This is a genomic window from Acinetobacter sp. ANC_7553 (assembly GCF_056779895.1).
In genome coordinates, this window is the sequence record NZ_JBWYIV010000010.1 from 24,078 (window position 1) to 48,148 (window position 24,071).

Sequence of the window (24,071 nt, forward strand, 5' to 3'; positions counted from 1 at the left end):
CAGTATTCAAACCAGATAAGTGCTATACTGCTTATCTGGTTTTTTTATTTCTGAAAGATTTTATTGCTTGAAAATTGAGCATGTTCTTTTATCCCACATTATGGTTTAGGTAATACTCATGAATTCTGAAGTTGTCGCTTCATCCGTCAATTTAGATGAACAACAGCCCACTACTGTTCAAGTACAGCAGGCTGATACTGTACAGAAAGTGAATTTACTTGGCCTGTCACGTCCGCAAATGGAAAAATTCTTTGAGGATATGGGGGAGAAAAAGTTCCGTGCGGGTCAGGTGATGAAATGGATTCATCAGTTCTTCGTTACTGATTTTGCTGAAATGACTAATATTTCAGGGAAATTACGTGAAAAACTTGAAAAGATTTGTGAAATTAAAGCACCAGAAGTCGTGCATAAAAACTATTCTAAAGATGGAACACGTAAGTGGGTGTTCCGTGTAGGTGATGGTGCGGGTTCTTTGGTTGAAACAGTACTGATTCCTGCTGAGGATAAAACAGGTTCGCGTAAAACCTTATGTATTTCATCACAAGTCGGTTGTGCTTTGGACTGTTCGTTCTGTTCAACAGGAAAACAAGGTTTCCAGCGCGATTTAACACAGGCTGAAATTGTTGGTCAGTTGTGGATGGCGAACTATTCCTATATGGAAGATGTGCCAGTTGCTGAGCGTGAGCGCTCTGTGACCAACGTGGTAATGATGGGTATGGGCGAACCATTGTTGAACTATGATGCTGTGCTTAACTCAATGCGTATCATGCTTGATGATTTCGCCTATGGAATGTCTAAACGCCGTGTCACATTGTCAACGTCAGGGGTTGTACCGAAGATAGATCAATTGGCTCAAGACATTGATGTTGCGCTTGCAATTTCATTGCATGCAACCAATGATGAGTTACGTAACGAATTAGTGCCGATTAATAAAAAATATCCGTTAGAACAACTCATTGCAGCGTGTCAGCGTTACGTCACTAAAGATGGTAATGAAAGTGCACGTAAGCATGTCACAATTGAATATGTCATGTTAGACGGGGTCAACGATCATCCTGAACATGCACAGCAGATGATTAAGTTGTTAAAAAATTTACCAAGTAAAATTAACTTGATTCCATTTAATCCATTCCCACATGCACCATACGGGCGTTCGAGCCGAAATCGCATCATTTCTTTCCAAAAAACTTTGTCTGATGCTGGTTTTGTGTGTACGATTCGTCAGACACGTGGGGATGATATTGACGCAGCTTGTGGTCAATTGGTTGGTCAAGTGGCTGATCGTACTCGTCGTGCAGAACAATGGAAGAAAAAAGTGCTAGAACGTAATGAAATTATGCGTTCACAAGGCTAGTTGTATCATTTAGATGTGAATGATTAAAAAGAGGGAGGCATCATTTGAGCAAGCCGATGTATAAAAAAATAGTCATGACGATGACAGTCGCTTTATCTGGATTGCTTTTCTTTGGATGCCAAACTACCAGTGGCGATACGAGCAAAAAGGATCCTGAGAAATCAGTGAAAGTTCGTACCCAAATGGCGGCTGAATATATTCGGAATGGGAATTTAGATGCTGCCAAACGTGTGCTTGATCAGGCATTAGAGGTTAATTCGCGCGATTCAACTGCAAATATGATGATGGGGGTGTTGCTTCAGCAAGAAGGAAGTGACATCAACATGCAACGTGCAGATCATTATTTTTCTCGTGCGATATCAATTGATCCTAAAAATGCGCAAGCACGTAACAACTATGGTACGTATTTGTATCAAGTGAAACGATATAATGATGCTGTTAAACAGCTTTCAATTGCAGGCGCAACGCTTGGATATGACCAACGTCATCGTGCATTAGAAAACCTTGGACGGATTTATCTCATTCTAGGGGATATACCGAATGCTGAAAAAACGTTCAAACAAGCACTGCAAGTCAATCGTGACTCGACTGTTTCAATGATAGAGTTAGCAGAGATATTTTATCTGCAAAAGAATAATATTGCCGCGCGTCAGCTATATGAGCAATTTGTACTCAAAGTTGGCCAGCAAAATCAAGGTGCGCGAGCACTCTGGATTGGTTTACGTATCGCACGTGCCAATGGTGATAGAACGGGAATGTATGTGCTGGTGAATCAGTTGCGTACTTTATTTCCAAATAGTCAAGAATTTCAACGTTATTTGCAATTACAGTTCAATACTGAGGCCGTATGGAAGTAAATCCTAATTCACAGCAACCTACTGGTTCAAACGTAGCACCTAATGCTTTAGGAAATATTCAACGCCCTGGCGAGTATTTGCGTCAAATCCGTATTTCTCAACAACGTGATCTGGTCAAAGTTGCTGGTGATTTGAAAATGCCAGTAAAAACGCTTGAAGCGTTAGAGCAAGACGAATACAAATCTTTGCCAGAAGCGACTTTCATTAAGGGATACTATCGTTCGTATGCGAAGTATCTCAAAGTTGATGCCTCTGCTTTGATTCAACGTTTTGATGAAATCTATCAAAATGATACAGGTTTACTGCCAAATCATGCTTTGAACAATTCTCCAATTAAAATTATGGGGAAACTTCCTGGCTCGAAAAGTGTACGTAACCGCAAGTGGATTAAACGCATCGTGATTGCGTTAATTATTTTGGGCGTGGCTTGGCTATTAATCTCCGCAATCCAAAAATGGGCGGCTAAAGGCGATTCGTCAAATACTGATACGAATCAATCCAACAATGTCCAAATTCTGACCTTAAACAATGGTACAGGCACAACTGAAGCAGTATCAGGCGATACGATGAATCTCAGTTTTAGCCGCCCTACATCAGTACACATTGTGGACAGTACGGGTAAAGTTTTAGCAACTGGACGCCAATCAACTGCGATTAGTTTGAATGGACAGTCTCCATTCCAAATTCGATTAGATGATGCTCAAGCCGTTTCATTAAGTTTAAATAATGAAAATATTTCATTGTCACCATATACCGTAAACGGAAAAGCTGAATTCCGTTTATCACGTTAATGGGTTAAAGGTAAAACGATGATCGAGAATCCGATTCGACGCAAACCAACACGTAAAATTCGCGTAGGTTCTGTGTATGTGGGGGGCGATGCGCCAATCAGTATTCAAAGCATGACCAATACTGAAACTTGTGATGTAGCTGCAACAGTTGCACAAATTCAACGTTGTGTGGATGCTGGCGCAGATATTATGCGTGTGTCTGTACCGAGTATGGAAGCCGCTGCTGCTTTTGGAGAAATCCGTAAACAAGTGCAAGTTCCACTCGTTGCCGATATCCATTTTGACTATAAAATTGCTTTGGCTGTTGCAGATTTGGGTGCAGATTGTCTGCGTATCAACCCAGGGAATATCGGTTCAGAAGCAAAAATTCGCGAAGTGGTTGCTGCTGCTCGTCACAACGATATTTCAATGCGAATTGGTGTCAATGCAGGCTCTCTCGAAAAAGATATTCAAAAGAAATATGGTGAGCCAACAGGTCAAGCTTTGCTTGAGTCAGCAATGCGTCATATTGATATTTTAGATCGTTTGGATTTCCAAGAGTTTAAAGTGTCAGTGAAAGCATCGAATGTCTTTTTGACGATGGATGCTTATCGCTTGTTGTCACAACAAATTGACAACCCGTTACATTTAGGAGTGACTGAAGCTGGAATTTACCGTACTGGTTCGGTGAAGTCGGCAATTGCACTGGGCGGATTGTTAATGGAAGGCATTGGCGACACCATGCGAATTTCATTAGCAGCGGAACCTGAGGAAGAAATCAAAATTGGTTTTGATATTCTTAAATCTTTGGGCTTACGTTCAAATGGTATTAACTTTATTGCTTGCCCAAGTTGTTCACGTCAAGAATTTAATGTCATCAAAGTGATGCAAATGCTTGAAGAGCGTTTGGAAGATGTACGCACTCCAATGGATGTTTCTGTCATCGGGTGTAAAGTCAACGGTCCTGGTGAAGCTAAAGAAGCTGATATTGGCGTAGTGGGTGCAAGTCCACGTTCACTGGTGTATCGTAATGGTGAAAAGAGTCATTTAATTGACACAAATCAATTGGTTGACGAAATCGAAAATATGGTTCGTCAACGTGTTAACGAGCTTGAAAAAGCTAAATCAAAAGAGATTATTCGCACAGGTTTTTCTGAGTAGATCATGAGTTCAATCGTCGCAATCAAAGGTTTTAATGACATTCTCCCAACGCAAACCCCAGCTTGGAGACGTCTTGAACAGCATCTGTCTGGTTTGATGGATGCCTATGGCTATCAACAAATTCGTTTGCCGATGGTTGAACAGACAAACTTGTTCAAGCGTTCTATTGGTGATGCAACGGATATCGTTGAAAAAGAGATGTATACGTTCTTAGATAAAGGTAATCCTCCTGAGTCTTTGACTTTACGTCCTGAAGGTACTGCGGGTTGTGTACGTGCTATGCTCGAACATAATTTGCTTCGTGGTGCGACACCGCGTGTTTGGTATATTGGACCGATGTTCCGTTATGAAAAACCGCAAAAAGGTCGTTACCGTCAATTTCATCAATTTGGTGTGGAAACGTTTGGTGTTGCAACTCCTGATCAAGATGCTGAACTGATTTTGATGACTGCGCGTCTGTGGAAACGGATGGGTGTTGCGGACAAAGTTCAATTAGAGCTTAATACTTTAGGTGAGTCAGATGAGCGTGCAGCTTATCGTGCAGCCTTAGTTGAGTTTTTAGAATCACATAAGTCAGATTTAGATGAAGATTCGCAACGTCGTTTAACGACGAATCCACTGCGTATTTTGGACTCTAAAGATGCAAAAACTCAAAGCATTTTAGAAAATGCGCCTAAACTTCATGACTTTATGGGTGAGGAGACGCTGGCACATTTCCAACAATTACAGCAATATCTAACTGATGCAGGTATTTCATTTGTCATTAACCAAAAGTTGGTTCGTGGCTTGGATTACTATAATAAAACTGTATTTGAATGGACGACGACACATCTCGGTTCACAGGGTACGGTTTGTGCTGGTGGTCGTTATGATGGTTTAGTGGGCCAGTTAAAAGGTAAACCAGATCAATCGGTTCCTGCGGTTGGTTTTGCAATGGGTATTGAGCGTTTATTGCTTCTTTTAGAACAAGTAGAAGACAATACACCAGTACGTGATTGTGAAGTATTTTTACTTGCAGATCCTGCGACGCAAGGTAAAGCTTTAGTTTTGGCTGAGCAAATTCGAGATCAACTTGAAGCTGCAAGCAGTTCAGTGCGTCTGAAAGTTGGCTCTCAAGGCTCGATGAAAAGTCAAATGAAAAAAGCGGATCAGTCCGGTGCAATTTATGCCTTAATCTTTGGTGAGCGTGAAGCTGAGGCGCAACAACTTTCAGTCAAAGAGTTGGCTACAGCAGAGCAGACACAAGTAGCGGTCAATGACATTGTGCCGTTCATCATTGATAAACTATCTTCAAAATAAATTTAAGAACATAAGGAAAGGGCGATCATATGAGCGCAATGACTGACGAAGAACAACTGCATACAGCAAAGTCGTTTTTTAAGAAATATGGATCGGCGTTGATTACGCTGATTCTTCTTGCCCTGATCGCCTTTTTCGGATGGGAATATTGGAAGAAGAAAAACGTAGCAGAAGATCAAATACAGACTGCTAAAGTACAGCTCTTAGTTGATGAAGCGAAAGCTGCAACAACTGATCCTAAAGTAGCGACTGCTTTGGATGGAACTGCTGAAAAAATTGTAAAAGAAAATCCTGATTCGATTCATGCGGTTCAAACGCAATTTGTAATGGCAAAATTGGCTTATGAGCAAGAGAATTATGCTAAAGCTGAACGTGAATTGAAAAAAATTGAAAATGCTCAAATCAAAGATGAAGGTTTACAACACATCATTAAGCTTCGTTTAGCAGATGCTCAACTGGCACAAAAAAAATATGATGAGGCTTTAAAAACACTGTCTGGGTTAAATTTGCCCGCTTTCAAAACAACTGTAGATGAAGCACGTGGCGATATTTATATTGCTAAGAATGATATTGAAAATGCGAAAAAAGCTTATCAGAGCGCATGGGATAACTTAATTGCAACTAAACAAGAACGCCAAATCTTACAAATTAAACTCGAAAGTGTTGGCATATTAGTAGATGATCCTGAAATTGAGCGCCCAATTTTAGATATACAAACGGATGAGTCTTAATGGATAGAAAGTATAAAATTTCTTTTGTTCTAGCGACATTGTCGTGTGCACTAATGGCGTGTACAAGCAATACGGTGAAAGAAGAAAAGGTGAAACCTAATCCGTTGCCTAAAATTCAGCAATCGGTGAGCTTAGCACCTATTTTTTCACATAATGTTTCAGCGACGGATACTGCTGATCCATTGCGTTTGAGAATGGCGAATGATCAAGGTGTTTTATACTTTTTAGATCCTAAGGGACAGGTTTCTGCATATCAAGGTAAGCAGCGTGTCTGGGAAAAACAAGTTACCAAGCTTGGTTTAAGTTCAGGTGTTGAAGCGGCCAATGGGTTAGTGATCGTCGGCAACAAGAAAGGTCAACTGTTTGCTCTCGATCAAAAAACGGGTGATATCCGTTGGACTGCGCAATTAAGTGGTGCAATTTTGAGTGCGGCGCTTATTCAGACTGGTCGAGTGATCGTTGTTGCAAATGACGGTACGGTGTTTGGTCTGGATGAAAAAACAGGTCAACAAGTGTGGACCTATCGTATGCCAAACGAACAATTGAGCTTACGCGGTCAAGCTTCACCTGTGCGCTTAGACCCACGAACAGTGTTAGTGGCCTCGTCAAATGCATACGTGTACGCAATTGATAGTCTCACTGGAACTTTGCGTATGCAAAGACGTGTGGCAGTCAGCGATGGTCGTTCTGATATACAGCGTTTAGTTGATGTGGATGCAGATCCAATCGTTGCAGGACAATTGGTTGTAACCACTAGCTATCAAGGCCAAGTCACTGTACTAGATCTAGTTTCGCAACGTGTGATTTGGAGTGAAGATGCAAGCAGTATTAACCGTGCTGAAGTTGCAGGTCGCCAAGTCTTCGTCACGCAAACAGATGGTAAAATTGTATCGTTTGATCTGGTGACGGGTCAGCCGTTATGGACTAATGATCAATTGCTTAACCGTCAATTAAGCAACCCCGTAATGTTGGGTCAGTATTTAGTGGTAGGTGATTATGAGGGGGTACTCCACCTTGTAGATCCTAAAAATGGTCAACTTGTTGGTCGCGAAAAAACGCGTGGTGAAGTACGTTCGTTGCGTGTAGTGAACAATCAGCTTTACTCAGTGACACGTACAGGCGCACTTACAATTTGGCAGAATCGTTAATTTTTTCTCTGCTTATGGTAAACTAGTCGCTGAATACATATTTTAAGTTCGGGGTGTTGAATTTTCAGACCCCGACATTTTTATTTTTAAGTAGATGATTCGTCTAACTTCTTCCACAGTTTCTGATGCTCAGGCCAATTGAGTTGGCTGATCTTGTTAAAGGTTAATCTATGAAACCCGTTATTGCGCTCATTGGTCGTCCGAACGTCGGAAAATCAACGCTGTTTAACCAGATTACCAAAAGTCGTGACGCGCTTGTTGCAGACTTTGCCGGTCTTACTCGTGACCGTAAATATGGTGATGCAGTTTACCAAAATAAATCATTTATCGTTGTAGATACTGGCGGTATCGGTGAAAACGAAGGTGGGATCGACTCTTACATGGCAGAGCAGTCTAAAACTGCGATTCATGAAGCAGATATGATTATCTTTGTTGTCGATGCGCGTGCAGGTCTTCTAGCTTCTGATGAACAGATTGCGCGTGAGTTACGTACACTCGGTAAAAAAGTATTTTTAGTTGCCAACAAAGTTGATGGTGTTCATGCAGAGGCAGCATTGGTTGAGTTCTTTAAGTTGGGTATGGGTGAACCGATGCAAGTGGCTGCAAGCCATGGGCGTGGTGTTCAACAAATGCTCGAAGAAGTACTTGAAGATGTACCAGAAGATGACCTAAGTGAACAGCGTGATGAAGATACTGGGCTCCGTCTAGCGATTATCGGTCGTCCGAACGTAGGTAAGTCAACATTAGTTAATCGCCTGTTAGGTGAAGAACGTGTCGTTGCTTTTGACCAGCCTGGTACTACACGTGACTCAATTTACATCCCATTTGAGCGTGATGGTCGAAAATATACGCTCATTGACACTGCTGGTGTTCGTCGTAAAGGCAAAGTGGATGAAATGATTGAGAAATTCTCAATCGTAAAGACTTTACAAGCAATGAAAGATGCCAACGTTGTTGTTGTTGTTGTTGATGCGCGTGAAGGTATTGTTGAGCAAGACTTGCATTTGATTGGATATGCGATTGAAGCTGGTCGTGCGATGGTGATTGCGATCAATAAATGGGACAATATGTCAGAATATGATCGCAAACAATGTAAGTTGGATGTCGAGCGTCGTTTTGACTTTATTCCATGGGCGAAAATCCATTTAATTTCTGCTTTGCATGGTACAGGTGTGGGTGAGCTTTATCCTTCAATCCATCGTGCATATGAATCATCACGTTTGAAAGTATCTCCAGCGAAAATCACTGAGATCTTAAAAGATGCAACAGATGCGCATCATCCACCTAAAGTTCAAGGTCGTGCAATTAAAATGCGTTATGCGCATATTGGCGGTCAAAACCCGCCTACGATTGTGATTCACGGTAATAAAGTTGACAAAACCCCAGCTGACTATCGTCGTTACTTAGAAAACGTGTTCCGTAAAGTGTATAAACTAGAGGGTACACCTGTAAAAATTGAATTTAAAACTTCAGAAAACCCATTTGAAGGTCGTAAATCTCAAATTGACGAGCGTACTGCGGCACGTAAACGTCGTTATGTACAGAAGTTTAAGAAAGCCGAGAAGAAGTTCAAACGCGGTTAATCAATTGTAAATTTAGTCCAGAAAGCCCAAATGTGAAGTTTGGGCTTTTTTTATCATGCGAATAAATTAAGATAAATGGAATCACTGAGAACGTTATTATGACCCGTCATATTCAAATTGATATTTCTAAAATTTCTTCTTTTTTTCAAGTTCCTGAAAATCTAACACGTACTGAAGAAATCAGTCTTAGAAAAAACATGATTCACCAATATCGTAACTGCTTACTAGGAAGTAAATTAAATAAAACAATAAAAAATGAGGATATTGACCAAACGAAAGATGGAAAACCTTTTTTGAAAAAAATCTCAAACTTTGAGTTTAACCATAGTCATAGTCAAAATTATTATGCTTTAGTTACATCACATCATATTCGAGATTTGGGTGTGGATATTGAGGAGCTGAATCGATCAATTCGATTCGAAGCCTTAGCCAAACATGCATTTCATCCACTGGAATATGCGATATGGGCAGAATTGGAGTTTGATTCTCGCTATTGGTTTAAGGTCTGGACCATTAAGGAAGCAATTTTGAAGGCACATGGGATGGGAATCCGCATGAGCTTAAATGAGTTGAATACCAATGCCCATACCACACACATGGGTGGGGTTTGTGAGCATCCAGTCTTAGGGGTATTTGCTTATCAGAATTTTGAAATCATGGATTGTATGCTGACAGTCGCATGGCGAAGTGAATACTCTTGCCGTGGTTTTGCAATTCCTCAAATTCAAATCACTCAACATTAAAAAAGCCCATCATTTGATGGGCTTTTTGTATTGAATGTTTATTGAGGAATTTCTTCTTCCTCTTCAAATTCAGGTTTTACTTGAACAATAAAGTCTTGGCGGTTCAGACCACGCCACAATGCAAATGCAGTACCGATATAAATCGAAGAATATGTTCCGACAAAAACACCGACAAACATTGCAATCGAGAACCATTTCAAACCATCGCCGCCCATGATCATCATAGCAACGACCACAAGCAATAGCGTCATCGAAGTGTGGATGGTACGACGTAAGGTTTCAGTCAATGCAATATTGATGATCTCAAGAGGTTCTGCCCCACGAATTTTACGGAAGTTCTCACGAATACGATCCGAGACAACAATATTATCGTTTAATGAGAAACCAATAATCGCTAGAAGAGCAGCTAGAACGGTTAGGTCAAATGGCCACTGCATCAATGCAAAAATACCAAGAGTCACGATAATATCGTGAAATAGCGATAGAACTGCACCCATTGCCAACTTGAATTCGAAGCGAATCGTCACATAAATCAGCATGATAATCAGAGCCAAAGCCACAGCACCTGCTGATTTAATGTAAAGTTCGTTTCCGACTTGACCACCAACAACATCTACCTTAGGTACAGTCACGGTATTATTGTCTAATTGAACTGCGGTGGTAATTGCTTTGGTTAGATCTTCCGCTTCAATATCTTCTTGTACGGGCATACGAACCATTAAATCTCGTTCAGAACCTAAGGTTTGAACAACAGCATCATTAAAACCCGCATCACTTAATGCTTGCGTCACTTCAGAGGGTTTTACAGGATTGGCATAATTCAATTCAGCTGCAACACCGCCAGTAAAGTCTAATCCTAAATTCAGACCTTTAGTCGCGATAAAGAAGATACTTGCAATAGTCAGGATGATTGAAAGCCAAGCTGCTGGCTTTGCAATCTTCATGAAAGGAATTACGCGTTCGTTGTCTGGACGGCCGTATTGTTTTGATTCGAGTTGAGTATTTTCAGTCATGATAGATCTCCTAAATGCTCAACTTTTTCAAGTTACGTTTTTTACCGTAAATGATCTGTACAATTGCACGGGTTACTGTAATCGCAGTAAACATCGAGCAAACAATACCAATCATGAGTGTCACGGCAAATCCTTTGATCGGACCAGTACCAATGGCAAAGAGGATAAATGCAACAAGGAATGTGGTTAAGTTCGAGTCAAAGATGGTGTTATAAGCTCGATCATAACCTGCAACAATCGCCTGTTTAGGCGATGCTCCCCATTTGATTTCCTCGCGTATTCGCTCGCAAATTAGAACGTTTGCATCCACCGCCATACCGATGGTAATAACGATACCTGCAATACCTGGCAGCGTTAATGAAGCACCGATCCAAGACATAACCGTCAAGATCATGGCTAAGTTGAATACTAGAGCGAAGTTCGCAATGACACCGAATAAGCGGAAGAATACCACCATCCAAATTGCGACTAGGATAAATCCAATTTGAGTGGATAGTACACCCTTATCGATGTTTTCTTGACCTAAGCTTGGACCGATAACACGCTCTTCAACAAAGTACATTGGCGCAGCGAGCGCACCTGCACGAAGCATTAAAGCTAGCTCAGCTGCTTCTTGAGGTGAATCTAAACCAGTAATACGGAACTGTGAACCCAGTACTGCTTGAATATTTGCTGCATTAATGACGACAGATTCAGTATATGGTGTGCGTACTTCAGTTTGTGCACCTGTTTCAGGATCTTCAACGTAACTGATACGTTGTTTATTCTCAATGAACAGTACCGCCATACGCTTACCAACAGCGCTACGAGTCGCATCTGACATTAACTTACCACCTGCATTATCAAGGGTAATGTTAACTTCTGCTGTACCACTATCTTGTCCAAAGCCTGAAGAAGCATTTTGTACACGCTCACCCGTCAGAATACGATTACGGTTAAGTAAAAGTTCACGACCACTGTCTAAAGACTCATAGGCGAATACTTCTGTCCCTGGAGGTAAGGGTTGACCATTATATTTCCCTGAATAAGGATCAATATATTGATCATTTAGATCAGATACCAAACGGAATTCTAAGTTTGCTGTACGACCTAAGATACGTTTTGCTTCAGCGGTGTCTTGGACACCTGGTAATTCAACCACAATACGGTTGCTACCTTGGGTTTGAACCAATGCTTCTGCAACACCAAGTTCATTAATACGATTGCGAAGTGTTGTTAAGTTTTGATCTAACGCATATGACTGAATTTCTTGCTTCGTGGTGTCTGTATAGGTTAAACGAAGACTGGCACCATTTTCAGTTGCAAGTGCTTGTTGAGTATATTTATTGCCGTTACGACGAAGTTGATCCATCGCTGCTGCACGATCTTCATTGTTAGCAAATTGAACAGTGATCGCATTGTTATTCAATGAAAGACTATTGAATTTGATCTTGTTCTCACGGAATTCGCGTCGCAAATCAGCAGCCGAAGTTTCCATACGCTGCGCAATCGCTTTGTCCATATCCACCTCAAGGAGGAAGTGGACACCACCACGCAAATCAAGACCAAGTTTCATTGGTCGTGCACCGATTTTCTGTAACCATTCAGGTGTTGTTGGTGCGAGGTTTAATGCAACAACATAGTTTTCACCCAGACCTTCACGTAGGATATCTTTTGCTTTTAATTGGGCTTCAGAACTGTCTAAACGTAGAAGGGCAGCATTTTGAGTAAAGCTGTTATTGTGGGACTGGATATTGTTGCTTTTTAATAGTTGCTCTGCTTTTTGAATCACTGTGTCATCAATGACAGAACCAGCTTTTGCACCAGAAATTTGGACAGCTGGTTCATCAGGATACAAACTTGGCAGGGCATATAATGTACTCACGACTAGTACAACTAGAATGAGTAAATATTTCCATGCTGGGTAACGCATTCGCTTTCTTCTTAAAATGAAAAAAGTCGTGCAGCTGCACGACTATTTTATAATTAAAGGTTATTTAGTGTGCCTTCAGGTAATACTGAAATCACGCTTGCACGCTGAATTTTAACTTCGTTGCCACGGTTTAATTCAACCACAGCGAAATCACCTTCGAGTTTAGTAATACGGCCCATTAAACCGCCTGCAAAAACGATTTCGCTGCCAACGCCTAAGCTCTCAACCAAAGTGCGATGTTCTTTCGCACGTTTTGCTTGAGGACGCCAAATTAAGAAGTAGAAAATTGCAATGAATACTGCAATCATCAATAAGTTAGCAACTAAGCTTGGTTGTTGTGCAGCTTCACCAGCTGCGTGTGCAGTCGAAATAAAAAGGCTCATTTCATTTTCCTAAACTAAAAATATCAAAAAAGATGATAAAAAATCGGCTTGTTCAGCAATTTACATTGTCTTTTTGCTCAGCGCAAATACTGATGTATTAATCTTGCGGACAAGGGGGTACTTCAAGCCCACGGCGTGCATAAAAATCGTGAACAAAATCATCAAATGTTCCGTTATCTAATGCATCACGCATCATTTCTGCTAAACGCAAGTAATAACGAAGGTTATGAATTGTGCCAAGCATTGATGCAAGCATCTCACCACATTTTTCTAAATGGTATAGATACGAACGGGTAAAGTTGGTACAGGTGTAACAATCGCAATGCGGATCAAGTGGGCTTTGATCATGGCGGTATTTCGCATTTCGTATACGCACTAAACCGTCCGTAACAAAATAATGTCCATTACGTGCGTTACGAGTTGGCATTACACAGTCAAACATGTCTACACCACGACGAACAGCTTCAACGATGTCTTCTGGTTTGCCAACACCCATTAAATAACGTGGTTTATCCGCAGGCATTTGCTCTGGAAGATAATCAAGGACTTTGATCATCTCTTCTTTTGGCTCGCCTACAGAAAGACCGCCAATCGCATAACCATCAAAACCGATTTCTTTTAATCCATTTAGTGATTCTTGGCGGAGGTCTTCATACATGCCGCCTTGAATAATACCAAACAGAGCATTGCGGTTTTTTAACACATCATGATGTTGAGTCTTACAACGCTTTGCCCAACGCAATGAAAGTTGTAGCGATTTCTGAGCTTCTTCGTGAGTCGCTGGATAGGGTGTACATTCATCAAAAATCATCACGATATCTGAATTCAATGTATGTTGAATATCCATCGAAATTTCAGGAGAAAGGAAGACTTTAGAGCCATCAATTGGAGAGCGGAATGTTACGCCGTCTTCTTTGATACTACGCATTGCGCCTAAGCTAAATACTTGGAAGCCACCAGAGTCGGTCAAAATTGGTTTATTCCATTTCATAAAACCATGTAGACCACCGTGCTCACGAATGACATCTAGACCAGGGCGTAGATATAAATGAAAGGTATTCCCTAAAATGACCTGTGATTTAATTTCTTCAATATCACGTGGGAGCATGCCTTTGACGGTACCGTAAGTTCCGACAGGCATAAACATCGGTGTTTCAACGACACCGTGTTCCAAGGTTAAGCGTCCGCGTCGAGCACGACCAGACTGACCTAATTTTTCAAACTTCATAAATTGTCCAAATCGAGGCGAAAAAACAGTTCGCTGATTGATAGCGATAAAGCGCTCTATTTTCCTAGATTCGCGCAGTTTATGCTAGAAAAATTACATTATTCTTAACGACTTGGATTTTTGTTTATGAAAAATTACAAGAGATTCATGATCTTGCTAAACAATGAAGGTATCTGTTTATTTTTCGCCCAGCTATACAGTTTTTAGCGTATCCTAATATGAATAAATCGTAATGGATAAACAACGTGATTCTCTAAGATATTGCCACTTTTTAAGGTGGAATCCTTATTTGAAATTAGGGCGATAATCAAAATTTTGTTGCGCTTGATGATCGGTAAATGGGCGAATAGGTTTCTTTGCGAGGCTGATACTGTTGATTAAGTTATTCGGAAAAACTTGAATCAAGTTATTAAACTCTTCGACATTTCGATTGAATATTGAAATTGCAGCACTAACATTTTCATTTTGCTCTTGAATGTCATACATCATTTGGTTGTAAAGCTGATCAGCTTTGAGATCTGGATAATTCTCAACAACCACATTTAAACTTTTCATTAACGACTGACTTAGCGCTTCAATATGCTGAAGCTGAGCTACATCAGTTGATTGTGTATTGAGATTTAGGATTTGTTGGCGTAAGGCTGTGATATTTTCTAATGTTGATTTTTCAAACTCAGTGTATTGAGATAAATTTTGCTCAAGATGCTCTAATGTTTTAATTTTCTGACGTTCAAAATTTGCGACATCTGACCAAGCACGCTGAGAAGCATTCAAATATCGAACGATATTATTTCGAACCCATATTCCCCAAACAATAATCAAAATAAAGATGGAAAGAAAAATGAATAAGCCCACACGCATTACCTAATATGATCGTTATTATGCAACTAAGTTTAGCATGCTCTGTTTGAGTTGTTGATAATTTGGCATGGTTAATGTTCTTAAGTAACCGCGCAAAGCGGATATATTTTTAATGTCTTTGATTTCAAGCTTGTGCGTGACTTCAAATAAATCGCGCTCTCCCAAATAGCACATGATTTGGTCATGAGGGTGGAAAATTAAGTCGCCCTGGTGAAGTCGATAAAATTCAATTAGTTTGAGTGTGGTTGATGGTGTCATGATCTTTGCGAGTTGTAAGCGGTCTGTACCGTAAATCTGAACTTTTTTACGTAGCTCTAAATCGCTGCTCTCCCAGTGCTCTGTATATGGTGCTGTGAACCTTTTCTTTCTACTGGTTGTCGCTAATCCTAGTGGTGATATATCAAATACAAATACGCCCCAACGATGACGTTCAATTTTTTTTAATTTTTGTGGTGTTTTGTTTTGTTCAGGCAGATTGATTTCATCAATAAATCGGTAATGAAAAAGCATAACAGGAAAATCTTGATTTTGCGCGTTTTTCCACGTGGTGGAGGCAAACTTTAAAATATCATTGGCATGGTTACCTTGGTTAAACAAAGGAAATTTTTGCCTTAGCTGACTTATGATCAAGGTGTTATGTCTATTTGTTCCAAGGTGTGATGGCGTTGAATAAGCTTCTATACCGAATTTAAAACCAATCATTCGCTCTTCAAGAAATGAAATCACTTCATGAATAGGTTTATTCGGTTCATAAATTATATATGCAATCAGGATAAGTATCGCCGATGCGCTATATGCCATCCATTTTAATGTGTCAAAAATAGGAAAGAGCGAAAAAACACTGAATATGATGGCAAGCGTAACTAAAAATTTAGGTATGCCATTGTGAAAAAAGAGTTGGGTATTCGAACCCCATGGATGTAATCCTTGCAGGATGTCATCAGAATGTTGAGCAGAACGTCCAAGAGCCCAAAGCCGATCAACACTGGCCATAATTTGCTTGTTCTTTCGGGTGCGAAGGTGAAGCAGTTGCTGAACAGAATCAATCGGCATAGATCAGATCCTAATCTTTTGCTTGGTCAATCAACATTGCGTCACCATAACTAAAGAAACGATAGCGTTCTTTTACAGCATGTTGATACGCATTCAAAATATAATCACGATTGGACAGGGCTGAGACAAGCATTAATAATGTTGATTCTGGAAGGTGGAAGTTAGTAATTAAGCGATCTACTACTTTAAATTCATAACCAGGATAAATAAAAATCTGAGTATCACCAGTCCAGCCCTTCAGTTGGCCATCATTGGCTTGAGCCGCACTTTCAGTTGCCCGTGTTGCAGTCGTTCCGACGGCAATCACTTTATTGCCTCGATCTTTAGTCGCCTTAATCAACGCCATAGCTTCATCGCTGACTTGGCACCATTCACTGTGCATGATGTGATTTTCGATATCAGTGGTGCGTACTGGTAAGAAGGTACCTGCACCCACATGTAAGGTGACAAATGTCTTGTTTACACCTTTATCTTCAAGTTTTTTTAATAGTTGTTCATCAAAATGTAGAGACGCCGTTGGAGCAGCAACGCTAGCAATTTTTGTAGGATCATTAAATACGGTTTGATAACGAACAGTATCAATATCTTCTGCTTCTCGGTTGAAGTAAGGTGGAATAGGCAATGCACCATACTGATCCAATACATCTAAGATTGGTTTGGAAAATTCCACCACATAGAGATTTTCATGACGCCCTTGAACCGTAACTTTAACCTCATCTGATCCGACAAAAAGTTCAGCACCTGGTTTTGGTGAGTTACTTGCTTTGATATGGCAATGAGCAATAAATTGATCAAGCATTCTTTCAACCAGAACCTCAATCGCACCACCCGAAGCACGCTTACCTTTCAAGCGAGCTTTCATTACCTTAGTATCATTGAGAACTAATAAATCACCTTCATTAAACAGGTCTAAAATATCGGTAAATTGGTGATCGTCATATTGACCATCCGCCTTAAGATGAAGCAGGCGAGAAGCACTTCGTTCTTCAAGAGGGTAACGGGCAATAAGTTCGTCTGGGAGTTCAAAGCTAAAATCAGAAAGTTGCATAAGAATATAAAAATGGAATCAGCAAAAATTTTGGCATTAGTATATGCTTTTTTTGCCCAGTTCGAGTTGAGTTTGGTGGTTAAAAAAGCATAATGCATGCTATTGATTTAAAAATAGGCGCTTGAGTCAGGTTTTGCATTGACAAAGAAAAGAAAAACGATATTATACCGAACACAACCTTTCCCGAGGTGGTGAAATTGGTAGACGCGGCGGACTCAAAATCCGCTGTCAGAGATGACGTGTCGGTTCGAGTCCGACCCTCGGGACCAAATACTTAAAGGCCTTCAAGCATATTCAGACTTGAGGGCCTTTTTATTTGTTTTAAATAAATTAAGGAATTTTAAAATTTCAAATGAAGATTTGATGAATAATATAAGATAAGGATTGAGTAAATTTTATTTTAATAATAAATAGTTATGGTTTATTCAATCGATCTTCACTAGACGCTTACGTTTTATAAAGTATGACTCATGCTTTAGCTAGATATTCAGTCCTCAAAAATGCACTTTCTTAATATTTGAGAATGTATTAGTCTTGATGAAATAAGGTTTCATTTCTTTACTGCGAAATGAAAAAATAAAATGTAATCGATCATTATTCCCCTTTACTCCATGGCAGGATGTAGACATGAAAATAGAATTTATAGATGTCGATCAAGCTGATCAGCTCAGTGCCTGCAAAATGTCTCTTTTACTCGGTGTATCAACGCCAAAAAATCAACTTGAGAGTTTTTTAAGATTTGCGCGTGGCATTTTAAATGCGGAGTCAGCAATCTTAGCTTTTCATGATGAACCATATGTGTGGCATTCTTCTCCAAATGGATTTAAAGCTTTTAATGCCAATAAAAAAGCAAAATTATTACCATATTTCGCGGGTCAAACTTCGATCAGTCGTGATCATCCTAATTATTCATCTTTTTCAGCACATATTCATCAACTCGGAGTTGATCACGAGCGAATTATAGCCATTGATTTAAAAGTGAATGATGATTTTTCAATTGGTCAAGTGATTTTATTTGATAATCAGCACCAACCTTTTGATGATCATAATTTAGAACTGGTTTATGATTTTTCCATGAGCTTAATTCGTATATTAGAGCTTCATTCGGATTATGCGGAACTCAAAGAATTATATGAACAACAATCGGCGCTTAATTTCAGTAAAACAAAATTCTTTCAAATCATTGCACACGATTTACGTGCACCATTTCATGGCTTATTAGGTTTTTCTGATGTATTGGCCAATGAGCGTGAAAGTTTGGATGAGGACAGTGTACAGAATATCGCTGAGTATTTACATGATACCGCTCAATCGACTTATAACTTATTGGAAAGCCTATTAAATTGGGCAATGGCTGAAGGCGGGAGATTTGTCTATCACCCTATTCAGTTTGAGCTTAAACAGGTGACAAAAATCGTTTTTGACGTTTTAAACACGTTGGCTGTGAAAAAAAATATTCAATTAATTGAAAGTGTGCCGCAAGAGTTAAAAGTCTTTGCCGACATTAATATGATCACATCAGTGATTCAAAACTTGGTATCCAATGCTTTGAAGTTTACTCATGTGGATGGAACTGGAAAAGTTTATATCGAAGCATCAAAATGCGATCAAGGTGTCGAAATTGCCATTCGCGATACAGGTTTAGGTATGACATCACAGCAAATTGAGAAGCTTTTTCAACCGGATTTGAAGGTATCTATTCGTGGTACATCTGGTGAAAAAGGTGCTGGTTTAGGTTTGGTGTTATGTAAAAGATTTGTTGATTTGAATCATGGTGAAATTGGTGTCAGTTCTCAACAAGGTCAAGGTACGACTTTTAAAGTCATATTACCTGAAGCAGACACTCATGCAGCGTTACCTACCACCCCCAATACGAGTAATCAAACATCTTTGGAAAAAGTGAACTAAATAGTCCACAAATTGCGTAAGGACTGATATAAAAGAGTTTTAGATTTATTCAGGCTTTTTTTCAAATGAATGCTGATCAGTTGCAAAAAACTCTTAGAGCCAGTCAATACGCGGAACAAGTTTATAATTTACATCAAACATTATTAGAACAAGATTATTCATCTGATCAATTTAATAAATTTTTAAGTACTGAACAAATCTATCACATTGTACAAAAAGAACTTGCTGACATTCAGGATGAAAAAGAATGGATGCAAAAAATTCGAATTTTGCGAGCACGTTTAATGTTTCGGTGGATTTGGCAGGATGCGAACCGCCTCATTTCAGTTATTACATTGACTCGTGAGCTTTCAGACTTTGCCGATGCCAGTATTGATGCAGCCAAAAGCTTCGCTTATCGTCCATTGCAAGCCAAACATGGAGAGCCGATCGGCTATAACGGTAAGCTTCAAGACCTTATCGTGATTGCAATGGGTAAATTGGGGGCTCAGGAACTTAATTTATCCAGTGATATTGATCTTATATTTGCCTTCGATGAGCAAGGTGAAACAAATGGTCGTAAATGTATTGATGTTCAGCAATTTTGCATCCTTTGGGGGCAAAAAATTATTTATTTGTTGGAACATATCACCGCAGATGGATTTGTGTTCCGAGTGGATATGCGATTACGCCCATGGGGCGATGGTTCAGCACTTGCAATCAGTCATGCGGCACTTGAAAAGTATCTCAGTCAACATGGGCGTGAGTGGGAGCGTTATGCATGGATAAAGGCGCGTATTGTTACAGGAGGAAAGGAAGGGGATGAGCTTCTGGAAATGACTCGACCTTTTGTATTCCGCCGTTACGTGGACTACACTGCTTTTGCAGCGATGCGTGAAATGAAAGCGATGATTGAGCGTGAAGTTCAACGTAGAAATATTGAAGATGATATTAAACTTGGTGCAGGTGGTATTCGTGAAGTCGAGTTTATTGTTCAAGTTTTCCAGTTGATTTATGGTGGTTCAAAACTTGAACTACAAGACCGTCAATGTTTAGTGAGTCTACATCATTTGGGGGTTGTTGGATTACTTGAACCTGAAGTGGTGGATGAGCTTGAAAATGCTTATTTATTCTTGCGTCGTGTAGAACATGCCATTCAAGCGTTGAATGACCAACAAACTCAATCACTGCCTACAGAACCTGACCAAAGAAAACGCATCGTAGAGACACTTGGTTTTGAGAGTTGGGATGCGTTCTTAAATGTTCTCAATGATAAGCGCGCTATAGTAACTTATCAGTTTGAGCATTTAATTAAAGAAAAAGAAGTAGATCCATTGGTTGAAAGCTTTAGCCAAATAGAGCAGCAATTGAATGAAGTTTTAGATGAGTCTGCTAAAAATTTGGTTCGTGAGTTTTGGTATGGACATGCCATCAAAAAATTACCCGCTAAAGCAGTTAATCGTTTAAAAGAGTTTTGGCCTCATCTGATTCAAGCTGTTCTCGAATCGGATAATCCACAAGTCGCTTTGGTAAGACTCATGCCACTGGTTGAATCTGTGATGCGGCGAACAGTTTATCTGGTGATGTTAATTGAAAGTAAAGGAGCATTACAGCGACTCGTTAAAATGGCGACTGTAAGCCCATGGATTTGTGAAGAGTTAACTCATTATCCAGTTTTGCTCGATGAGTTTTTATCGATGGATTTTGAGTTACCTAAACGCCAAGATTTGGAGGATTCACTCAGACAGCAGCTGCTGCGTATTGAAATTGATCAAGTGGAAGATCAAATGCGCGTATTGCGCTTATTTAAAAAATCGAATGTTTTGACTGTAGCAGCAAGTGATGTATTGGCTGAAAGTCCACTGATGCGTGTGTCTGATGCGCTCACCGATATTGCTGAGGTTTCAGTTCAAGCAACTTTGAATTTAGCATATCAAATTACAGCAAAAAAACATGGTTACCCAGTAGATGCAGATGGTCAACGTTGTTCAAAAAACCATATGGCATTCAGTGTCATTGGGTATGGGAAATTAGGCGGTATTGAACTTGGGTATGGTTCAGACCTTGATTTAGTCTTTATCCACTATATGGATGAGCAGGCAGATACAGATGGCTTGAAACCAATTAGTGGTTTTGAATTTGCGATGCGTGTTGGGCAAAAGCTCATGTCGCTGATGACAACCCAAACTTTAGATGGTCGAGTGTATGAGATTGATACACGATTGCGTCCTTCAGGAGAAGCAGGGCTTCTCGTTACAAGCCTTAAGGCTTTTGAGCAATACCAACTTAAAAATGCATGGCTTTGGGAGCATCAAGCAATTGTTCGTGCGCGTAGTATAGCGGGTGAGCAAAGCTTAAGAGAAAAGTTTGAGGAATTACGCTGTCGTATTTTAACTTTGCCTCGAAATGAAGAAACGGTGAGAGCAGAAGTGCTAAAAATGCGTCAAAAAATGAAAGACCATTTAGGCTCATCAAATGAGCAAAAAAAAGATGGAATTTTTCATTTAAAACAGGATGCAGGTGGTATCGTTGATATCGAATTTATGGCACAGTATGCAGTATTAGCATGGAGTGGGACGAATCCTGATCTCGCCCATTACTCCGACAATGTACGAATCCTTGAGGATGCCGCAAAAACTGGCTGCTTATCCAGCGCCGATGCGACAGCATTGATTCAAGCTTATCTCCGTGAACGTGCCGAGAGTCATCGTTTAGCCCTTGCAAATCAATCCATGCAAGTGAGTGCTGCGAATTGGCTCGATACCCGTAAGGTCGTTTGCAAGCTATGGCAAAGATTAATAGATCCAACTGCATCAGTAGTTGGATAGAAATGACTGTGTATAAAAATTTGGAGTTTAGGTCATGAATTTGGCTGATCGTGATGGTTTTATTTGGCAAGATGGACAATTAGTTGATTGGCGTGAAGCAAAAACTCACGTCTTAACACACACTTTACACTACAGTATGGGTGTGTTTGAGGGTGTCCGTGCCTACGAAACTCCGAATGGAACGGCAATTTTCCGTTTAAAAGAACACACTAAACGTCTTTTAAACTCTGCCAAGATTTATCAGATGAAAGTTCCGTTTGATCAGGCGGCGTTAGAACAAGCTCAAATTGATGTGGTGCGTGAAAATAAATTGGCTTCTTGCTATTTACGTCCAATTATCTTTATTGGTTCGGAAAAGCTAGGTATTGCAGCGACGGATAATACAATTCATGCAGTGGTTGCTGCGTGGAGCTGGGGTGCTTACCTTGGTGAAGAAGCAATGGCGAAGGGTATTCGTGTAAAAACTTCTTCTTTTACACACCATCACCCTAACGTGACGATGTGTAAGGCGAAAGCATCAGGAAACTATACGCTGTCTATTTTGGCACACCAAGAAGTTGCGCACTCAGGTTATGACGAAGCAATGTTACTTGATCCACAAGGTTATGTGTGTCAAGGTTCAGGTGAAAACGTATTCTTAGTGCGTGATGGCGTGATTCATACCCCTGATATCGCTGGTGGTGCTCTTGATGGTATTACTCGTCAAACCATTATTACGATTGCGAAAGACCTTGGATATGACGTTGTAGAGCGCCGTATCACACGTGATGAATTCTATATCGCTGATGAGGCATTTTTTACAGGTACAGCGGCAGAAGTAACGCCAATCCGTGAATATGATGATCGTCAAATCGGTGAAGGTGTTCGTGGTCCAATCACAACACAAATCCAAAAAGCATACTTCGATGCCGTACAAGGTAAAGACCCTAAATATGCTCACTGGTTAACATATGTGAAGTAATTAATGCTTTGAAAAAGGACTCAATTGAGTCCTTTTTTAATCATCTTTACCAAAAATATCTCTGGTATACACTTTATCTGCAACATCATTTAGTTTATCGCAATGACGATTACTAATAATTAAATCTGCTCTTTTTTTAAATTCTTCCAGTGTTTTGATGATTTTTGAGTTTTGAAATTTTTTCTCTGAAAGTGTGGGTTCGTAAATAATGATCTTGATTCCTTGTGCTTTGAGACGACGCATAACACCTTGTATTGCTGACGATCGAAAATTGTCTGAACCACTTTTCATGACCAAACGATATATCCCAACAACGCTAGGGTATCTCTCCAAAATAGACTGTGCAATAAAATCTTTGCGAGTAATATTGGCATCTACAATGGCTTGAATTAAATTGCTTGGAACTTGGTCGTAGTTAGCGAGTAATTGTTTAGTATCTTTAGGAAGACAATATCCGCCGTAACCGAATGATGGATTGTTATAAAATTTACCAATTCGAGGATCTAAACATACGCCCTCGATCATTTGGCGAGTGTCCAATTGGTATAGTTGAGCGTAAGTATCTAGTTCATTGAAGAATGCAACGCGCATAGCTAAATAGGTGTTTGCAAAAAGTTTGATTGCTTCTGCCTCGGTGGAGTCAGTGAACAAGACTGGACAATCTTTTTTATAAGCACCCTCTATGAGCATGTTTGCAAATTGATGAGCTCGTTCAGAATTTTCACCCATTATAATTCTTGAAGGATATAAGTTATCCAGCAATGCTTTTCCTTCTCTGAGAAACTCAGGTGAAAATATAATATTCTGTGTTTCAAATTTACTTTTTAGTTGTTGGGTGTAACCTACAGGAACTGTCGATTTGATAATGATCGTCGCTAATGGATTGATACTTAAAATCTCAGTGATCACAGATTCAACACTTGAAGTGTCAAAATAATTGGTTGTAGGGTCATAATCAGTTGGCGTCGCAATAAGAATATAGTCTGCCTGAAAATACGCATCCACAGCATTAGTTGTTGCTTTAAAGTTTAATGGTTTATTACTTAGAAAATCAGAGATTTCTCTGTCTTGTATAGGTGAGATTTTCTTGTTCAATAAATTTACTTTGTTTTGATCAATGTCTAAGGCGGTGACTTCATGATGTTGCGCTAAAATCATCGCATTTGAGAGACCGACGTACCCAGTGCCGACAATAGTAATTTTCATTATTTTAGTTCAAGCCAGATTAAATTTAATTTGACAAAATAGGGT

Annotated in this window: 20 protein-coding genes and 1 tRNA gene; 13 read left to right on the forward strand and 8 right to left on the reverse strand. The window is 39.9% G+C overall.

Annotation, left to right across the window (positions count from 1 at the left end; all coding sequences use genetic code 11):
• Positions 1-118 precede the first annotated feature (118 nt).
• The 9 genes from rlmN to AC1M9I_RS09190 all read left to right on the forward strand — a co-directional run bounded on the left by rlmN (position 119) and on the right by AC1M9I_RS09190 (position 9,646).
• Positions 119-1,354 carry a dual-specificity RNA methyltransferase RlmN gene (gene rlmN, locus AC1M9I_RS09150; protein WP_481590567.1) on the forward strand — a complete coding sequence of 412 codons (1,236 nt, stop codon included), beginning with the start codon at positions 119-121 and terminating at the stop codon, positions 1,352-1,354.
• A 56-nt stretch (positions 1,355-1,410) separates the two neighbouring features.
• Complete coding sequence (gene pilW, locus AC1M9I_RS09155; protein ID WP_179998933.1) at positions 1,411-2,211, forward strand: type IV pilus biogenesis/stability protein PilW; 801 nt, start codon at positions 1,411-1,413, stop codon at positions 2,209-2,211.
• Positions 2,202-3,002 (forward strand): helix-turn-helix domain-containing protein, encoded by an 801-nt coding sequence (locus AC1M9I_RS09160; protein WP_035265612.1) that lies wholly within the window; start codon positions 2,202-2,204, stop codon positions 3,000-3,002. The genes pilW and AC1M9I_RS09160 overlap by 10 nt, the downstream gene beginning before the upstream one ends.
• A gap of 18 nt (positions 3,003-3,020) precedes the next feature.
• On the forward strand, positions 3,021-4,142 hold the full coding sequence (gene ispG / locus AC1M9I_RS09165) for a flavodoxin-dependent (E)-4-hydroxy-3-methylbut-2-enyl-diphosphate synthase (RefSeq protein ID WP_092767631.1): 1,122 nt from the start codon (positions 3,021-3,023) through the stop codon (positions 4,140-4,142).
• Positions 4,143-4,145: 3 nt separating this feature from the next.
• Positions 4,146-5,441, forward strand: a complete 1,296-nt coding sequence (gene hisS, locus AC1M9I_RS09170) for a histidine--tRNA ligase (protein WP_481609055.1) — start codon at positions 4,146-4,148, stop codon at positions 5,439-5,441.
• 29 nt (positions 5,442-5,470) lie between these two features.
• Positions 5,471-6,172 carry a YfgM family protein gene (locus AC1M9I_RS09175; RefSeq protein WP_481609056.1) on the forward strand — a complete coding sequence of 234 codons (702 nt, stop codon included), beginning with the start codon at positions 5,471-5,473 and terminating at the stop codon, positions 6,170-6,172.
• Positions 6,172-7,320 carry an outer membrane protein assembly factor BamB gene (gene bamB / locus AC1M9I_RS09180; protein ID WP_481589256.1) on the forward strand — a complete coding sequence of 383 codons (1,149 nt, stop codon included), beginning with the start codon at positions 6,172-6,174 and terminating at the stop codon, positions 7,318-7,320. The genes AC1M9I_RS09175 and bamB overlap by 1 nt, the downstream gene beginning before the upstream one ends.
• Before the next feature lie 170 nt (positions 7,321-7,490).
• Positions 7,491-8,903 (forward strand): ribosome biogenesis GTPase Der, encoded by a 1,413-nt coding sequence (gene der, locus AC1M9I_RS09185; RefSeq protein WP_035265604.1) that lies wholly within the window; start codon positions 7,491-7,493, stop codon positions 8,901-8,903.
• Between the two features lie 98 nt (positions 8,904-9,001).
• Positions 9,002-9,646, forward strand: a complete 645-nt coding sequence (locus AC1M9I_RS09190) for a 4'-phosphopantetheinyl transferase family protein (RefSeq protein WP_481593521.1) — start codon at positions 9,002-9,004, stop codon at positions 9,644-9,646.
• 38 nt (positions 9,647-9,684) lie between these two features.
• Here AC1M9I_RS09190 and secF read toward each other — a convergent pair whose 3' ends face one another.
• The 7 genes from secF to queA all read right to left on the reverse strand — a co-directional run bounded on the left by secF (position 9,685) and on the right by queA (position 17,144).
• Positions 9,685-10,662: a protein translocase subunit SecF gene (secF, locus tag AC1M9I_RS09195; RefSeq protein WP_179999020.1), complete on the reverse strand. Its 978-nt coding sequence runs from the start codon at positions 10,660-10,662 to the stop codon at positions 9,685-9,687.
• 7 nt (positions 10,663-10,669) lie between these two features.
• Complete coding sequence (gene secD, locus AC1M9I_RS09200; RefSeq protein WP_035265600.1) at positions 10,670-12,571, reverse strand: protein translocase subunit SecD; 1,902 nt, start codon at positions 12,569-12,571, stop codon at positions 10,670-10,672.
• Between the two features lie 53 nt (positions 12,572-12,624).
• Positions 12,625-12,954 (reverse strand): preprotein translocase subunit YajC, encoded by a 330-nt coding sequence (yajC, locus tag AC1M9I_RS09205; protein WP_035265599.1) that lies wholly within the window; start codon positions 12,952-12,954, stop codon positions 12,625-12,627.
• Positions 12,955-13,051: 97 nt separating this feature from the next.
• Complete coding sequence (tgt, locus tag AC1M9I_RS09210) at positions 13,052-14,182, reverse strand: tRNA guanosine(34) transglycosylase Tgt (RefSeq protein ID WP_035265598.1); 1,131 nt, start codon at positions 14,180-14,182, stop codon at positions 13,052-13,054.
• A 285-nt stretch (positions 14,183-14,467) separates the two neighbouring features.
• A complete protein-coding gene (locus tag AC1M9I_RS09215) occupies positions 14,468-15,037 on the reverse strand; it encodes a LemA family protein (protein ID WP_481610961.1) in 570 nt (189 codons plus the stop codon).
• Between the two features lie 24 nt (positions 15,038-15,061).
• Positions 15,062-16,096 (reverse strand): hypothetical protein, encoded by a 1,035-nt coding sequence (locus AC1M9I_RS09220; RefSeq protein WP_481593524.1) that lies wholly within the window; start codon positions 16,094-16,096, stop codon positions 15,062-15,064.
• A gap of 10 nt (positions 16,097-16,106) precedes the next feature.
• Entirely contained in the window at positions 16,107-17,144 is a 1,038-nt protein-coding gene (gene queA / locus AC1M9I_RS09225; protein ID WP_481593525.1) for a tRNA preQ1(34) S-adenosylmethionine ribosyltransferase-isomerase QueA, read from the reverse strand.
• 182 nt (positions 17,145-17,326) lie between these two features.
• On the opposite strand from queA, the gene AC1M9I_RS09230 reads away from it, so the two are divergent.
• From AC1M9I_RS09230 to AC1M9I_RS09245, 4 genes are all read left to right on the forward strand, one after another.
• A tRNA-Leu gene (locus AC1M9I_RS09230) sits at positions 17,327-17,413 on the forward strand.
• Positions 17,414-17,771: 358 nt separating this feature from the next.
• Positions 17,772-19,052, forward strand: coding sequence for a sensor histidine kinase (locus AC1M9I_RS09235; protein WP_481593526.1), 1,281 nt, complete (start codon positions 17,772-17,774; stop codon positions 19,050-19,052).
• A gap of 65 nt (positions 19,053-19,117) precedes the next feature.
• Positions 19,118-21,859, forward strand: a complete 2,742-nt coding sequence (gene glnE / locus AC1M9I_RS09240) for a bifunctional [glutamate--ammonia ligase]-adenylyl-L-tyrosine phosphorylase/[glutamate--ammonia-ligase] adenylyltransferase (RefSeq protein WP_481610962.1) — start codon at positions 19,118-19,120, stop codon at positions 21,857-21,859.
• Between the two features lie 34 nt (positions 21,860-21,893).
• Complete coding sequence (locus tag AC1M9I_RS09245) at positions 21,894-22,820, forward strand: branched-chain amino acid transaminase (RefSeq protein WP_035265589.1); 927 nt, start codon at positions 21,894-21,896, stop codon at positions 22,818-22,820.
• A gap of 36 nt (positions 22,821-22,856) precedes the next feature.
• Here AC1M9I_RS09245 and AC1M9I_RS09250 read toward each other — a convergent pair whose 3' ends face one another.
• Positions 22,857-24,026 (reverse strand): nucleotide sugar dehydrogenase, encoded by a 1,170-nt coding sequence (locus AC1M9I_RS09250; protein ID WP_481610963.1) that lies wholly within the window; start codon positions 24,024-24,026, stop codon positions 22,857-22,859.
• Between the last annotated feature and the right edge of the window lie 45 nt (positions 24,027-24,071).